We start from the raw sequence: 16,083 nt of genomic DNA on the forward strand, positions 1-16,083 counted from the left end.
TAAACAATAAGATCATGGGTAACAATAATGAAAAAACGTTTTCTCATATTTGCCTTATTTATGCTCACTTCTTCAGTTTATGGAGATGAAACACAAGAAGTGCAAACAACCATTTCAAAACCATCTGTTACATTAACTGAAGTGGCTCTTGATGTTACTTCTCAAGCAGAGCCTGGAAATACACAATTACCTTCTGGTGAGCTCACGTCGTCTACTCGTCAGAAGATATTAAAATTTGCAAATGCAGCACCGAGTTATGGCGCCATGCATTTAACTGGTGTTAGCCCTGATGGCTATTTAGAATTCGGTGTGCGTAGTGATGAATATGTTTCAAAGGCAACTCTTGATTTAGAATTTACCCCCTCTCCATCACTACTTCCAGTAGAGTCTCATCTTAATGTCTATTTGAATGATGAAATGATGGGCGTGATTACCTTAAAACAAGAAGATTTAGGTAAGAAAAATCAAATTACGATACCGATTGATCCCTTATTTATTCAAGATTTTAACCATATAAAACTCTCTTTTATTGGCCATTATCGTGAAATTTGTGAAAACCAAGCGAATACAACACTCTGGCTTGATGTGAGTAAAAACAGTCAATTAAATCTGACCTTTCAATCACTCCGTTTAGGTAATGAATTAGCGTATTTCCCAGAACCCTTTTTTGATAACCGTGATTTTGGTGAGTTAACACTGCCGATGGTGTTTAGTCAGTCACCTCATTTAACCCAACAAAAAGCAGCTGCGATCCTCTCTTCTTGGTTTGGTACTCAAGTTGATTGGCGTCAACAAAATTATCCTGTTTATTACAATGAGTTACCAAATCAACACAGCATTATTTTCGCAACGAATCAACAAAAACCCACATTTTTAAAACAGCATCCTGATGTTAAAGAGCCAACCATCGAAATACTGACACATCCAACTAATCCTTATATTAAGTTACTTCTTATTATGGGACGTGATGATAATGATTTGATCACGGCTGTAAATGGTATTGCTCGTGGGCAAGTTATTTTTAGAGGTGATGTTGTCACGATTAATGAAGTAGAAGCATTAATCCCTCGTGAGCCTTACGATGCTCCAAAATGGGTACAATTAAATAAACCTATTTATTTTAATACGTTACAAGATTATGAAGGTCAATTGCAATCTCGGGGATTAACACCCAATCCGATTACGTTAAATATGACCTTACCGCCTGATCTCTTTATGTTTAATAATACGGGATTACAAATGCAATTGCGTTATCGCTATACCGCACCTGCATTTCAAGATGACTCTCGTATGTCTATCTCAGTAAACGACCATTTCATTAAAGCTTATCCTCTTGAAAAAGATAAAAAAGATAACCTTGTTATCGCTTATTTACCGCTTATTCAAGGCTGGATTGAGCATAAGAATTTATTGAATATTCCTGCAGTAAAACTGGGGGAACGTAACCAAATTACATTTGCCTTTGATTACACCAACCCAATTCCGGGTGGTTCACTAGATCAATGCATTACTTATCAACCTGTTCCAAACGCAGTTGCTATTGATGAGTTATCAAGTTTCAATTTTACAGGCGATTATCGGCATTATATCGCCTTACCTGATTTACGTGTTTATAGCCACGCAGGTTTTCCATTTAGTCGTTATGCTGACCTTTCTGAAACTGTCATTTTTGTTAATCAGCAACCTTCTCCAACTCAATTATCAACCTTATTGATATCAATGGGAAATATAGGTGCTCAGACAGGCTATCCTGCTCTTAATGTCTCATTAACAGACTCATTAGAAGAGGTACAAAAAAGAGATGCGGATCTATTACTAATAGGAACCATTCCACCCGCATTAAATAATGACAAACAGATGAACGTATTGATCGATAAGGCACGCAGTGAAATCATATTACCTTCTCGTGAAATCAGCATATTTAGCCACACAAGCTATCAACCTACAGATAAACGCTCTGATAGCCGAGTTTCATTGACCTCAAAAGGATCCATGGGTGCCATTATTGGATTCCAATCACCCTTCTTTTCGCAACGTAGCGTAGTCGCTCTGTTAGCTGATAGCACCCAAGGTTACAAATTATTAAATGAAGCTATCAGTGATAGTGGTAAGCGTGATGCAATGCATGGCTCCGTAGTATTAGTCAGAGGATCTGGCGTCAATAGCTTACGTGTCGGTGATACTTATTACGTCGGTTACTTACCTTGGTGGGAAGAAGTTTGGTACGTCTTTGCCTCTCACCCTGTATGGCTTGGCTTAGCGGCAATCATCGGTATTATTCTTGTCTCTCTTCTTATTTGGCGAGCAATGAAAATAAGAAGCCAACGTCGTTTAGCGGCTAAGGATTAAGCTATGTGGCATTTTGGTCACTCGCATCGACAGTCTATTATTACCCTCTTTTTGCTGACAGGCTTTTTGCCTGTCACACAAGCGGGCAATGAGACAACCGAAGCCTTTTTGCAAGAGCAAGTGAGATTAGGGACATCCACAGGAAATGAAGCTTTGGTGGCTCAATCTCTACATCGTTTATCTTTAATTAAACCCAATGATCCTCATATCCTATTAATGCAAATTCAATTTGCTGTAAAACAAAAAGACAATGCAAAAGCACAACTGTTATTTACTCAATTAGGCACTCAATTCCCACAATCAGAGCAATATCAACGTGCAATAAAAACGTTATCATTAACAACAGATGTAAATCGGCAAAAACAGCAAAGAGCTCAGCTTTATCGTACCGCTGGGCGTTATGATGATGCCTTAACTTTATACGATGAAATCTATCAGGGGATACCACCTGATGAAACCTTAGCACTAGAGTATATCCAAGTGCTAATGCAATCCTCACACAAGGATAAAATAGACCGACTTAATCATATTTACAGTCAATACTCTCAAAATGCAAAAATTGCGAGTATTTATCAGCAACAAACAACCATGGCGACAACAAGCACCATGGCAAGTATAAAGTCCAAATCTGATGTCTCGTCATTACCTCTTGTTACATTGAGGGAAAAAGTACGGCAACAACCTGATAATGCCGATATTGTGGGTGCCTTGGGGGTACGCTATTCCCGCGCTGATCAACGTAGCGCTGCAATTTATTATCTTTCTCAGGCGCTGAAATTAGCACCTAATCATGATAATAGCGGTCAATGGCAAGCAATATTGCACTCTAATCAATATTGGTATTTGCTGTCAAAAGCAGATGATGCCCTGCTAAAACGGGATTATGAATTAGCACAGCGCTATTTCAACCAACTCAATAAGTTAGGCCCTTATCAGAGTGAGCCTTATATTGGCTTAGGTGATATTGCTGTTGCACAGCACCAATTGGAAATAGCTGAAAATTATTATTTACAGGCATTAAAATATCACCCCAATCACCCAGCCACTTTACATAGTTTAGCGAAACTTTATCGCCAACAGTCCCATGAAAAAGCACTACAATTTATTTCTCATTTAACGCCAAGACAATATAAAAATTTAGCAGAAGATTATAGCTATATAATTTCAGGTATAAAGCAAGATGTAGCGGCCGATGATGAGCATAACGAGCAATATTTTAGTGCAATTGAAAAGCGTAAAGCCATCGCTAAAGATTACCCTAATGATGTATGGAATATTTATCGTCTTACTGATGATTTATTAATGACGCAACAAGCACCAATTGCCGAAGAATATTTTAATCAACTAAATCGTCGCCTCCCTAATGACGTATCTCGCCTTTACGCTTATGCGCTATACCTGAACAAAACAAATCGAGAAACACAAGCGCTCGATACGCTAAAAAAAATTCCCTTATCTCAACGTAGTGAAAGCATGAAAGCGTTAGACAGCCAATTACGTTTTGATGAAGCATTAGCACACGCGGGATCTTTGCGCGAAAAAGGACAAGAACAACAAGCTGTTGATTACCTTTTTGCTCACATCTCGCCAGAACAAAAAGCACAGACTTATTTACTCTTAGCTGACTGGGCTCAAGAGCGAAATAACGTTGAACAAGCCTTAAGTTATTACCATACCACCTTAAATTTAGAACCTAACAACGAAGCAGCATTATTAGGCGCAACAGATATTGCCTTAGCACAAGGGAAAAAAATACAGGCAAAATACTATCTTGCGAAAATAGAAACCCTTTCCCCCAACCAGTTTGATAGTAATTCTCTTAGACGTGTTGCTAATGCAGAAAAAGAGGTGGGTAATACAGAAAAATCACAACACTATTTTGCGTATTTAACACAGCAAATTGAAAAAGAGCCAGAGAGTGTTGATCCTTTAGTATTACGCGATATTGCCCGTTTTCAGCGTGATAGCCAACATCGTCAGCAAGCTCACTATTATTATCAACAAGCGATGATCAAGGATGGGATCACAGATAAGTTGCCAAAAGATAATATTGAGTACACGACATTAATGCGTAATGACGATAAAGATAATTGGCTGTCTCGAAGTCTACGAGCTGATACTCACTCTCTTTATCGTCAACAAGAATGGCGTTTTACTCTTGAGCATGATTATTGGGGCGCTAGTGGTAGCGAAGGCTATTCAAAACTACGCGCCCACACTACGATGTTACAACTTGATCATCCTGTTTATGATGGCCGTTTTTTTTGGCGAGCAGATTTAGTCAACCTCAATAGTGGCAAACTTGGCACATCACCTTATGACTCTAAATTTGGGACTTGCTACCGTACCGGTTGTTCTCCTCTAGCACAACAAGCCTTTGGCGTCAGCCCTGCAATTGGTTGGGAAAATGAACAATGGCAATGGGATCTGGGAACAACACCATTAGGTTTTAAAGTCACTGATTGGGTCGGTAGAATTGCCTATAGCTATGATCTTTTTAATGTGGGTTGGACACTTGATGTTCACCGCCGCCCAGTTAATAGCTCTTTGCTTGCTTTTGGTGGTCAACGAGATATTTGGACAAATAAAACATGGGGCGGAGTTAGAAGAACCGGTGTTCGTTTAAGTGGAAGCTATGATTTAGGTGGAAAAGACGGTTATTGGGGCGAGGTTTCTGTCGATAAATTGACGGGAAAAAATGTTGAAGATAATAGTAGTCTTCGAGGAATGGGGGGCTACTATTATAAAGTGATCAATGAAAATAACCGTCTAGTTTCCATTGGATTAAGTTCAATGCTCTGGCATTACGATAAAGATTTAAGTGGCTATACCTTAGGTCAAGGTGGCTATTATAGTCCTCAAAAATATGTTTCTTTAGGGATCCCTATTAATTATCGTGAACGCACTGAAGATTGGTCTTGGGAGTTATCAGGATCCGTTTCTTGGTCATACTCTCAAACTGATGACAGAAAACGCTATCCCTTACACAATCTCGTCTCCGTCGATAAGTTTAATCGCTATATGAATGAACTTAGCCCTGAAGATCGAGAAGAAATGATGAGGCTTTATTATCAAGAACATAATGAGGTTGATGATGGTGACTCCAGTACTGGCTTTGGTTATACCGCAAGAGCATTAGTTGAACATCGTATTACACCACACTGGTTTATTGGTGCAGCTATCGATATTCAACAAGCTAAAAACTATACCCCAAGCCATGCATTAATGTATTTACGCTATTCGTTTGATGGCTGGAACGGAGATTTAGATTTACCTCCTAATCCACTTATTCCTTACGCTGACTTTAAATAATATTCAAATAGTAAGACACAAACGGGAGGCACTAGGCTTCCCGTTTAACTTTTTCGCGAATACTGCGATTACGATATTAAATTATCATTACGGTGCTTTATGCAAAAGTCCGACTAATAACCACCCAGCAATCATGGCAAGAACAAATAAAATACCTTGATAAAATCCAGCCCCCGCTAATACTAAACTAGGACCAGGGCAAATCCCTGCTAATCCCCAACCAATACCAAATAGTACACTGCCTAACACTAATGGTTTATCAATAGCTTTATTCGTTGGAATATTCAAAGGGCACGCTAATACGCTTTGTTGTCTATGGCGTGTTAATTGGTAGCCAATAACACTGACAACCAGTCCAGCGCCCATAATTATCAATAAAGAAGGATCCCAATTTCCAGTAATATCTAAAAATCCTAAGATTTTTTGCGGATTGCTCATTCCACCAACAATCAATCCTGCACTGAATAGAAGACCACAAAAAAAAGCAACAAGCTTTGTCATTTTTTTAGCCTCCTATCACATGACGCTGAATATAAACGGTGATAAATGCCATCACCATAAAGATTAAAACTGCCACTATAGAACGGTGTGATAATCGTGCTAATCCACAAATACCATGACCGCTAGTGCAACCATTCCCTAAACGTGTACCAACTCCCACCAGTACACCAGCAATAATTAACATCCAAGGTGATGTTTCAATCACTGGCGCTAAAGGCTTATCAAAAAAATAAAAGAGTGTGGGCGCGATTAACATGCCAAGTAAAAATGCCCAACGCCAACCATTCCCCTGTTGTTTTGTTGTTAAAACCCCGCCTAAAATACCGCTTATTCCGGCGATGCGACCATTAAATAACAATAAAATAGCGGCGGCTGCACCTATCATAAGCCCACCAATTGCCGCACTTAAAGGCGTAAAGTGAACCCAATCTATATTCATAACTTAACCTGCTATAGGGCAATAAAGCTGATAAAGCGTATTGAGAAGCACTAATACTTTTTCATCAGCAATAGAATAGAAGATACGTTTCCCATCACGACGAGTATTCACTAATCCTTCATTGCGTAAAACAGTCAGCTGTTGAGAAAGCGTAGGCTGACGGATCCCTAAACTCTCTTCTAATTCACTCACACTTTTTTCGCCCTGACTTAGTTGACACAATAACAAGAGGCGATCGCCATTTCCTAAGGTCTTAAGTATGCTAGACGCTTCATTGGCTGCCAGTTTCATTGCATCTAATAAATCAGGTTGAACTCGTTGTGTCATGGTAAACTCCATAATCAATATACTTTTTAATAATATGTTAATTTATATATTGTGCAAGTTTTCTTTTTATTGCGTGTTTGTATAAGGCGCTATATGCTCTGTGACATGAAAACGGTAAGAGTCCCCATCGCCTTAGTGCAAAGCGTTATGCGAACACTGCGTGAAAAATTGCAGCAGGCGAATCTTTATCTTAATACAAATTACCCAGAACCTACTCTACATTATAATCAGAGAGGAACTATTGCAGGCAGTGCCTATTATGCAAATTGGGAAATCCGTATTAATCCTACATTATTGATTGAAAATAAACAGAATTTTATTGAAGAAGTTATTCCTCATGAATTAGCGCATTTACTAGTTAGTCGCCATTTCGGTCGTGTAGCACCTCATGGAAAAGAGTGGAAGTGGATGATGGAAACAGTATTACAAGTTTCAGCTAAACGTACTCATCATTTTGATGTTACAGCCGTTAAACCCAAAACCTTTCCCTATGCTTGTCATTGTGAAGAAGGGCATCAACTCACCATTCGTCGTCATAACAAGGTATTACGTGGGGAAACACAGTACCGTTGTCGCCATTGTCAGGCTATTTTGCAATTTATAGAAGATTAAAGCCAATTGATAAAAATTAAGCCGATGTATTGGTTAAATCACATCGGCTTGATCTTAAAAAGAATAGGTTAATTCGTCTTAAGCAAACTCGCTCATCACATGAGATGCAATTTCAAAGTAAATAATAAGACCTGTACCATCAATTAACGTTGCGATAAACGGTGCTGATACAACGGCTGGATCAATACCTAAACGCTTTAATACCATTGGAATAACAGATGAAACAATAGCACTCCAAACAGTGATTGAAATAAGCGTTAATCCAACAACAATCATCACTTCCATTCCAACACCTAAGAACCAAGCTCGGACAAAACCCGCGATCCCCATGGTTAACGCAACCATGATAGATGTTGTTATCTCTTTTCTTAAAACAGACCACACATTGCGTAAGCTCACTTCACCTAACGCCATCGCACGAACAAGCGTTGAGGTAATTTGTGTTCCGCTATTTCCCCCAGTACCAATCAGTAATGGAATAAAGAATGCCAATGAAATAGCGGCTTCTAGTCTATCTTCAAAAGCATGTAATACCGTACTGGTATACGCTTCTGCCACAAACAGCATCAATAACCATACAACACGTTTACGCCATAATGTTACTGGACTGGTTTCTAAATAAGGCTGCTCTAATGGTGACGTTGCCCCTTGCATCTGTGCATCAAGGGTATTTTCATCTTCAATCAATTCCGCAATATCTTGAGGACGTAACACACCCACTAATTTTCCAAAATGCATCACAGGTACACTGTCTAAACCGCTATGGCTAATCAATTGATACACATCATGTCGATTCTGTTCAGGTGATACAGAGAAAAAAGTTTGACGCATAACATCAGACACAAACAGATCATTTGTCGCGGTTAATAATGATTTAACAGGTAAAATTCCATTAAGATAATTATCTTTATCAACAACATAGAGATAGGTTGGAATTAATTCATCTTTTAAATCATTAACCAGTTGGTTTTTTACATTTTCAACCGAATCTGCAACTGAAACCGCAATATAAGACTGGCTCATATACGCACTAACAGTTGCATCGTCTTTTAAACGATGATATTGGTCTTGAGTGGAATTATTTTGTGGTGTATTTAAGGATGCATCTGCAACTAAGACAGCATCCATTTTGTTTTGAGTATTGAAAGTCATTTTGTGGTTCCCTATTACTGTTTGTGTTTAGCAAATCAGTTCTCCATAGGGGCGAAACCAGAAGCGAGAATGCAAAAGCTATCTACACGTCTCGGTTTTAGCACTATACAACGTATCCGATGAATACTGGAAGTTACATGGGGATATACCTTCGGTCGATATATCCTGTCCTAATCTTGGGCGTCTCTCGACGTCGTCAGATCAGTAACCTGTGTTTGTATAGGAGCCTCGCCTAACGAGATACTGCCATTTTCTTGCGAATGCGGCGCGCATTATAACCACTCACACTATAATGGAAAGCACGATAACGATTTTGTTTAAGTTCTATTGAAAATGACGCCAAGAATATTCATCATACAACTAAATAATATAATTCCATTTGGAATTAATATATAAAAAAGAAATAAACCTCTTCTACGAAAGTGAAAATCGCATAATCAGAGATAATCTGTTTATTAATTGATTATTTAAATGCTAATTTTTGCACTCTTATTTCTTCTGCCTGTGAAAATATCTCTTTTACTGTTTTACCATCTAATGATTGGCACATTTTGCGGGTGATCATATCGCCATTCTTATGACGCCCCGCAATCACTAAATCATTAAAATTAATATCATTAAGAATAGCCAACTCTATTGCTTCGTCAAAACGCGCTTGCTCATCGAGGGGGAGAGAATTACGCATTTCAACAATTGACATACGTAATGACTCTACATTAGAGCCATCAAGGGTTTGTTGAGGTTTTTCACAGCCAGATAACATGACACTAAATAAACAAATAACTAACAATTTTTTCATATATCCCCCCTTACCCAATCAATGGTTTAAATAATAGCAGAATGTTTATAAGGAAACTCCACACTGATTAAAATATATTTTTATTAACTCTCACATTTCAATATTCTTATTATTCTGAATAAATAAAAATGGAGTTTAAATTAAAATAAAGGGGGTATTTTCCAGATTAATGCCACATTTAATGGGAAGAATAGACATAAAAAACCCCGTTAATAAATTAACAGGGCAAAAAATAGAAGAATAGAAGGAAAGAGTTTAATAAAAAGCGATTATGCTAGCTCAACATCACCTTTTAAACGGCAACTACACGCTAACACATAACCTTGCGCAATCTCTTCAGGCGTTAATGTACTGGTGCTGGAAACATCATAATCACCACTAACAATTCTCGTTTTACAACTGCCACAAACACCTGCACGACAAGCAGCAAAAACGGGTACTTTATTCTCTTCCATTGCCGTTAACAAAGTGACACCAACAGGAACTTTAATTTGCGATAATGGATGACGAATAGTCATGGTTAATTGTTCATTTTCATCAACACAAACGGGTTCATCACCAAAACGTTCCATAAAGATATTCTCAGCAGGTACACCAAGATTTCTTGCAAAACGTCCAGTGTCTTCCATATAACTATTTGGGCCACAACACATAACAATGCGACTCGCAATATCAGGGACTAATACAGCTAATTTTTCTTGAGAAATACGACCACTAAAGATCCCTTTATTGTCAGGTAATTTAGGCATCATAATAAAATTGAGATTATAGGGATACGCATTGGCTAATTCGATCCACTCTTTCTCAAAGATAAACTGACTTTGCTCACGAATATTAAAAATAACGGTGATATTCGCTTTAGGTTGATTGTTAAGCAACCAGCGTGTCATTGACATCACAGGGGTAACACCACACCCTGCGGCTAACATTAAATAGCGGGCATCTTCTTTACCTGCACATGTAAATTCACCTTGTGCATCAGATAACCAAAGATAATCACCCGGTTTTACTTGTGATGTTAACCAACCCGAACCGACGCCATTTTCTAAGCGGCGAACAGTTAAAGTGACAAAAGGGCTTAGCCCTGGCGAAGATGAAATAGTATAAGCTCGCATTACTTCATCACTATTATTAATACTCACCAACGCAAATTGGCCTGGTTTATATGAATAAAAGTCATGATTAATTAAATTTAGTGTCCACACTTCAGGGGTTTCCTGAACAATTGAGTGAACTTGCATACGATTAGGGCAAAGGGAACTAGGCATCGTCATGGATATTTATTCCTTACCGAAGCCCTCAGGCTTCGGCAATGATGATGAATTAAACGATTAAGCTGACAGGATCTCTTTAAGATCTTGTTCTGGTGTAGTGATTGAGCGCATACCGAATTTCTCATTTAAAACCGCAAGCAAATTGTCTGTTAAGAACGCAGGGGCTGTAGGACCGGTATAAATATTTTTTACGCCTAATGAAAGCAGAGTTAATAAAATAACAATCGCTTTTTGCTCAAACCACGACAAAATTAAGGACAGTGGTAAATCATTGACACCACAACCTAATTTTTCAGCTAGATTAACAGCTAGCATAATCGCAGAATAAGCATCATTACACTGACCCACATCAAGTAAGCGTGGTAACCCTTCTAAAGTACCAAAATCTAATTTATTAAAACGATATTTACCACAAGCTAAGGTCATGATTAAACAATCTTGTGGAATTTCTCTTGCTAAATCAGTGTAATAACTACGTTCACCACGGCTACCATCACAACCACCAACCAAGAAAACATGACGTAATTTTTTCTGTGAGACTAAATCGATCACAGTATCAGCAGCATTTAATAGTGTTTCACGACCGAAACCGACAGTAATTAAATGCTCAATTTCATTGTATGGGAAACCTTCTAATGATTGTGCTTGTTCAATCATTTCAGAGAAATCATCGCCAGTGATGTGTTTTACACCCGGCCAACCAACAATACTGCGAGTCCAAATACGATCGCCATAATTACCGACATTAGGATCAATAATACAGTTTGATGTCATTAGTACAGGGCCGGGGAATTTCGCAAATTCGATTTGCTGATTCTGCCAGCCACTACCATAGTTACCCACTAAGTGTTTATATTTTTTAAGTTCTGGATAGCCATGAGCTGGTAACATTTCACCATGAGTATAAACGTTGATCCCTTTACCTTCCGTTTGCTCAAGTAGCATTTGTAAATCTTTCAGATCATGGCCTGAAATTAATATTGCTTTACCCGCAACAGGACGCACATTAACAGTAACTGGCGTTGGGTTACCGTAAGCTTGAGTTTCGCCTTTATCCAGAATCGCCATAATGCGGAAGTTCATTTGGCCAATGCCCATCGCATTTTCTAACAATTCATTCATATCAGCAGGATCCGTTCCTAACCACGCCATATAACGGTGATATTCTGCATAAATCTCATTATCGTATTGACCTAAAACATGCGCATGCTCCATATAAGCAGCAGCCCCTTTTAAACCATACAAACACAGCATACGTAAGCCATGAAGATCATCACCGATTTGTGCTTTATCACCATTTAAGGCAAAAAGCTGGGCTTGTTTTTGTAAACTGTCTAAATCGTTACCTGCTAATTGAATTTCAGCTCTTGGATTAGTGACTTGAATTGCGGCATTTTTCGCTACAGTACGAGATTTCAAACTTTCACGGAAATAGATAGCTTCTTTCGCATAACCGACAATGCGATCAGAATCGAAGTTGACGTTGGTTAACGTAGAGAAAAAAGCGCGAGGCGCAAAGCTATCAACATCATGATCAATAATACCAACACTACGTGCTACTAATGCCCACGCTGAAAGTCCTTCTAATACTGCAACCAGTAAATCTTGAAGATCTGAAGTTTCTGCTGTTTTACCACACATACCTTGCGCATAGGCACAACCATTACCTACAGGCGTTTTCATTGTTTGTTCACATTGCACACAATACATATCGTATTCCTTCTAATAAGAGATAACGCTTTATTTTTATAAGTTGCATTATAGATGCAACATAAGAATACGCCATTTTTATAAGAGCGAAAGTGCAATATTGAACAATTTAAATGTTGTTTGATCTAACGCAATTTCTAGCAAATCTTTCAATATCTCTTTTTTTATCTTTTGATTTCACATAAATCTAAAACCTTTTTTTTAAACAAATTGATTAATCGCATTACATCGTTAATGAGTAAATAAGAAAGAATATTTAAGAATAACTGATGGGTGTTTTTTGTTTAATCATATAAAAGCTGAGAGATGAAACGATTAAGTTTATTCATTTTTGTTAAATCAGTAATATTCATTACTATTTTTTATCGTTAATATCACCTATTGCATCAATAGCTAATCAAATTATTTCATTTGATATATGTTATTAGCACGAGTATTACAAAATGAAACTATAAATTTAAATGATACTCACCCCTACATTGGAGATTAAAAATGATTAAATTAAATAATGTTCCATCAGAATTTCGTCCTCTAGAAAGCTACAAAATGCTAATTGGTGGAGAATGGGTAACTAGCACATCACAAAAAACAACCAAAACCTATAGCCCTGCAACCGGTGAATTATTAAGTGAATACCAATCTGGAAGTGCAGAAGATGTCAACCGTGCAGTCACGGCTGCACGTAACGCATTCAAAACATGGAGTAAAACTTCTCCAGCAGAACGCCAAGCCCTCTTATTAAAAATTGCAGATCGCTTAGAGCAAGAACAAGAACGCTTTGCTTGGATTGAATCATTAGATAATGGTAAGCCACTCAATGAGTCGAAAAACATCGATTTACCTGCCTCTATTGACCATTTTCGATATTTTGCAGGCGTGATACGCTCTCATACCGATGAAAGTGCCGTCCTAGACGAAAATACCATTAGTCTTGTTATTCGTGAACCGATTGGTGTTGTAGGACAAATTATTCCATGGAACTTCCCACTATTAATGGCAGCATGGAAATTAGCACCAGCCATTGCAGCAGGTGATACTGTTGTGATTAACCCAGCAACATTGACTTCCCTTTCATTATTAGAGCTAGGTCGTATTTTAAATGAAATATTACCGGCAGGTGTGATTAATATTGTTACAGGACGTGGTTCTGTTGTAGGACAAGCTATTTTAGAACACGAAGATATTGATAAACTTGCATTTACAGGTTCTACCAATGTGGGTTATACCGTGGCAGAAGCGGCTGCGAAAAAAATGGTTCCTGCGACATTGGAATTAGGCGGTAAATCAGCCAATATCGTATTCCCTGATGCAAATATGAAAAAAGCAGTCAAATATTCAGCATTGGCAATATTAATGAACCAAGGACAAGCGTGTGAATCAGGTTCACGTCTGTTCTTACATAAAGATATCCATGATGAATTTCTGAAAGCATTAAAAACTGAATTTGAGAGTATTCGTGTTGGTGATCCGCTTGATCCTAATACGCAAATGGGTACACAAGTTAGCCAAGATCAAATGGATACTATCTTAGGCTATATTGAACTCGCGAAGAAAGAAGGTGCCACCGTTTTAACAGGAGGTGAACGCATTACAGGTGAAGGTTACGACGACGGCTTCTTTGTTCGTCCGACCATTATCATCAATGCAACTAACCAAATGCGTGTTGCTCGCGAAGAAATTTTTGGACCTGTATTGTGTGTTATTCCATTCGATAACGAAGATGAAGTAATCGAAATGGCTAATGACTCTGAATATGGTCTCGGTGGCGGTGTTTGGACGCAAGATATTAACCGTGCTTTACGTGTTGCAAAAGCGGTAAGAACAGGCCGTATGTGGGTTAACACTTATCACGAACTCCCTGCCCATGCTCCATTTGGAGGCTACAAGAAGTCAGGTTTAGGTCGTGAAACACACAAAATGATGCTAGATGCTTATAGTCAAGTGAAAAACATCTTCATCAGTATGAAAGAATAAATTTTCTCTTTTTTCTAAATTCTTATAAATATAATATCTATACTCATCTCTTCGCCTTCTCCCCAGAAGGCTTTTTATTATCTATACCCGTCATATTTCAAGTTGTGATCCTAAAAAACCGCATACTTCTCTCTATAAAGCATGCGGTTTTATGTTGTGTTGTTAGCCAATAAGTAAGAACGAGTTACTCTACTTCAGCTTTTTTTTTGCTCACTGCATCAGTTTCTTTATCTAACCCAATATGATCGGCATTAACATCTTTTATATGATCTTTTGTTAAGCGATAAACAACAGGGCTTAATAAGGCTAATGCAATTAAGTTAGGAATAGCCATCATTGCATTAAGAGTATCGGCTAGTAACCACACAAACTCTAACGATTGTGTAGCCCCCACGGGTAACGCAATCAGCCATGCAACACGAAATGGCATAATCGCTTTAGGCCCCAAAAGATATTGCACACATTTTTCACCGTAAAAACTCCATCCTAAAATCGTAGTGAATGCAAAAATAGCTAATGCAATCGCCACAATGTAGTTACCGCCAGGAATAGCAGCAGAGAATGAAGCCGCAGTTAACGTTGCCCCGCTTTGCCCGGTTAACCATTGGCCAGTAATAATTATGGTTAAGCCTGTAACTGAACACACTATAATGGTATCGATAAAAGTTCCCAACATCGCAATCAAACCTTGGCGAACAGGGTTTTGTGTTTTTGCCGTTGCGTGTGCAATCGGTGCACTACCCAATCCAGCTTCATTAGAGAAAACACCACGCGCGACACCGAAACGGATAGCAGCCCAAACCGCGGCACCGGCGAATCCACCTTGAGCAGCAATTGGTGTAAATGCTGATTTAACAATAAGAACAATGGCATCAGGAATGGCTGTCACGTTGAGTGCTAAAACCACAATACCTGCACCAAAATAACCGACAGTCATAATTGGAACTAATTTACCTGCAACATCAGCAATACGTTTAATTCCCCCAATTAACACCGCTCCGACTAAGACAACTAACACAATAGCGGTAATCGTGGTTGAAATACCAAAATTACTCTGTAATACATCCGCGACAGAGTTAGCTTGTACTGTATTACCAATACCGAAGCCAGCAAAACTACCAAAAATAGCGAACAGTGTACCTAACCAAATCCAATTTTTACCCAAACCATTTTTGATATAATACATTGGGCCACCAACATAGTTTCCGTATTTATCAACTTCACGAAAACGTACTGCTAATACGGCCTCTGAATACTTCGTTGCCATCCCCACTAATGCCGTCATCCACATCCAAAACAACGCGCCGGGACCACCTAATACAACAGCTGTTGCAACACCAGCTATATTACCTGTTCCGATTGTTGCAGAAAGTGCAGTCATCAGGGCATTAAAGGGCGATATTTGTCCTTCACCTCTTTTATCATTTTTTTCAAATAGAAGCTTAAACCCTGTACCCAATTTTCGTATAGGTAAAAAACCGAGCCGGAACTGCATAAAAAGACCAATACCAAGAATACCGACAAGCATCGGTACTCCCCATACCACGCCATTTATAGCACTTAATATATTCGTGATGAAATCCATAAGTTACCCTTTCTCGTCCAAATGTTATATAAATATGTATTTTTTGTTA

Annotated in this window: 12 protein-coding genes and 1 riboswitch; of the genes, 4 read left to right on the forward strand and 8 right to left on the reverse strand. The window is 38.5% G+C overall.

What is annotated here, in order from left to right:
* Nucleotides 1-27: 27 nt before the first annotated feature.
* Together bcsB and bcsC are read left to right on the forward strand one after the other, a co-directional pair.
* Nucleotides 28-2,349, forward strand: a complete 2,322-nt coding sequence (bcsB, locus tag GWJ05_RS07315; protein ID WP_161681253.1) for a cellulose biosynthesis cyclic di-GMP-binding regulatory protein BcsB — start codon at nt 28-30, stop codon at nt 2,347-2,349.
* 3 nt (nt 2,350-2,352) lie between these two features.
* Complete coding sequence (gene bcsC, locus GWJ05_RS07320; RefSeq protein ID WP_161681254.1) at nt 2,353-5,661, forward strand: cellulose synthase complex outer membrane protein BcsC; 3,309 nt, start codon at nt 2,353-2,355, stop codon at nt 5,659-5,661.
* 87 nt (nt 5,662-5,748) lie between these two features.
* On the opposite strand, the gene GWJ05_RS07325 is transcribed toward bcsC, so the two are convergent.
* Genes GWJ05_RS07325 through GWJ05_RS07335 form a run of 3 tightly spaced genes read right to left on the reverse strand, consistent with a single transcriptional unit; the run spans nt 5,749 to nt 6,928 of the window.
* A complete protein-coding gene (locus GWJ05_RS07325) occupies nt 5,749-6,162 on the reverse strand; it encodes a DUF6691 family protein (protein ID WP_087803177.1) in 414 nt (137 codons plus the stop codon).
* A gap of 4 nt (nt 6,163-6,166) precedes the next feature.
* Nucleotides 6,167-6,601, reverse strand: coding sequence for a YeeE/YedE family protein (locus GWJ05_RS07330; RefSeq protein WP_087803175.1), 435 nt, complete (start codon nt 6,599-6,601; stop codon nt 6,167-6,169).
* 3 nt (nt 6,602-6,604) lie between these two features.
* Nucleotides 6,605-6,928, reverse strand: a complete 324-nt coding sequence (locus GWJ05_RS07335) for an ArsR/SmtB family transcription factor (RefSeq protein WP_036935017.1) — start codon at nt 6,926-6,928, stop codon at nt 6,605-6,607.
* Between the two features lie 105 nt (nt 6,929-7,033).
* On the opposite strand from GWJ05_RS07335, the gene GWJ05_RS07340 reads away from it, so the two are divergent.
* Nucleotides 7,034-7,540: a SprT family zinc-dependent metalloprotease gene (locus tag GWJ05_RS07340; protein WP_141124184.1), complete on the forward strand. Its 507-nt coding sequence runs from the start codon at nt 7,034-7,036 to the stop codon at nt 7,538-7,540.
* A 78-nt stretch (nt 7,541-7,618) separates the two neighbouring features.
* On the opposite strand, the gene mgtE is transcribed toward GWJ05_RS07340, so the two are convergent.
* The 4 genes from mgtE to hcp all read right to left on the reverse strand — a co-directional run bounded on the left by mgtE (nt 7,619) and on the right by hcp (nt 12,475).
* Entirely contained in the window at nt 7,619-8,692 is a 1,074-nt protein-coding gene (gene mgtE, locus GWJ05_RS07345) for a magnesium transporter (RefSeq protein ID WP_036935022.1), read from the reverse strand.
* Nucleotides 8,693-8,767: 75 nt separating this feature from the next.
* Nucleotides 8,768-8,939, reverse strand: a riboswitch (M-box (ykoK) riboswitch).
* A 216-nt stretch (nt 8,940-9,155) separates the two neighbouring features.
* The gene (locus GWJ05_RS07350; protein WP_036935025.1) at nt 9,156-9,491 is read right to left on the reverse strand and encodes a DUF6694 family lipoprotein; all 336 of its coding nucleotides are present in this window, start codon (nt 9,489-9,491) and stop codon (nt 9,156-9,158) included.
* Between the two features lie 269 nt (nt 9,492-9,760).
* Nucleotides 9,761-10,765 carry an NADH oxidoreductase gene (gene hcr / locus GWJ05_RS07355; RefSeq protein ID WP_036935027.1) on the reverse strand — a complete coding sequence of 335 codons (1,005 nt, stop codon included), beginning with the start codon at nt 10,763-10,765 and terminating at the stop codon, nt 9,761-9,763.
* Nucleotides 10,766-10,822: 57 nt separating this feature from the next.
* Nucleotides 10,823-12,475 (reverse strand): hydroxylamine reductase, encoded by a 1,653-nt coding sequence (hcp, locus tag GWJ05_RS07360; RefSeq protein ID WP_161681255.1) that lies wholly within the window; start codon nt 12,473-12,475, stop codon nt 10,823-10,825.
* Between the two features lie 492 nt (nt 12,476-12,967).
* Here hcp and GWJ05_RS07365 point away from each other — a divergent pair, with 492 nt between their 5' ends.
* Nucleotides 12,968-14,449 (forward strand): aldehyde dehydrogenase family protein, encoded by a 1,482-nt coding sequence (locus tag GWJ05_RS07365; protein ID WP_036935032.1) that lies wholly within the window; start codon nt 12,968-12,970, stop codon nt 14,447-14,449.
* A gap of 184 nt (nt 14,450-14,633) precedes the next feature.
* Here the strand turns inward: GWJ05_RS07365 and GWJ05_RS07370 are convergent, their stop codons facing one another.
* The gene (locus tag GWJ05_RS07370; protein WP_161681256.1) at nt 14,634-16,034 is read right to left on the reverse strand and encodes an alanine/glycine:cation symporter family protein; all 1,401 of its coding nucleotides are present in this window, start codon (nt 16,032-16,034) and stop codon (nt 14,634-14,636) included.
* Nucleotides 16,035-16,083: the final 49 nt, after the last annotated feature.

This window comes from Proteus sp. G2626 (assembly GCF_009915985.1).
GTDB classification, from domain to species: domain Bacteria; phylum Pseudomonadota; class Gammaproteobacteria; order Enterobacterales; family Enterobacteriaceae; genus Proteus; species Proteus vulgaris.

Coding starts and splice junctions, on each gene's coding strand:
- GWJ05_RS07325 (WP_087803177.1), bottom strand. CDS start 6,162: ATGACAAAGCTTGTTGCTTTTTTTTGTGGTCTTCTATTCAGTGCAGGA.
- GWJ05_RS07370 (WP_161681256.1), bottom strand. CDS start 16,034: ATGGATTTCATCACGAATATATTAAGTGCTATAAATGGCGTGGTATGG.
- bcsB (WP_161681253.1), top strand. CDS start 28: ATGAAAAAACGTTTTCTCATATTTGCCTTATTTATGCTCACTTCTTCA.
- hcp (WP_161681255.1), bottom strand. CDS start 12,475: ATGTATTGTGTGCAATGTGAACAAACAATGAAAACGCCTGTAGGTAAT.
- GWJ05_RS07365 (WP_036935032.1), top strand. CDS start 12,968: ATGATTAAATTAAATAATGTTCCATCAGAATTTCGTCCTCTAGAAAGC.
- bcsC (WP_161681254.1), top strand. CDS start 2,353: ATGTGGCATTTTGGTCACTCGCATCGACAGTCTATTATTACCCTCTTT.
- GWJ05_RS07335 (WP_036935017.1), bottom strand. CDS start 6,928: ATGACACAACGAGTTCAACCTGATTTATTAGATGCAATGAAACTGGCA.
- GWJ05_RS07350 (WP_036935025.1), bottom strand. CDS start 9,491: ATGAAAAAATTGTTAGTTATTTGTTTATTTAGTGTCATGTTATCTGGC.
- mgtE (WP_036935022.1), bottom strand. CDS start 8,692: ATGACTTTCAATACTCAAAACAAAATGGATGCTGTCTTAGTTGCAGAT.
- hcr (WP_036935027.1), bottom strand. CDS start 10,765: ATGACGATGCCTAGTTCCCTTTGCCCTAATCGTATGCAAGTTCACTCA.
- GWJ05_RS07330 (WP_087803175.1), bottom strand. CDS start 6,601: ATGAATATAGATTGGGTTCACTTTACGCCTTTAAGTGCGGCAATTGGT.
- GWJ05_RS07340 (WP_141124184.1), top strand. CDS start 7,034: ATGAAAACGGTAAGAGTCCCCATCGCCTTAGTGCAAAGCGTTATGCGA.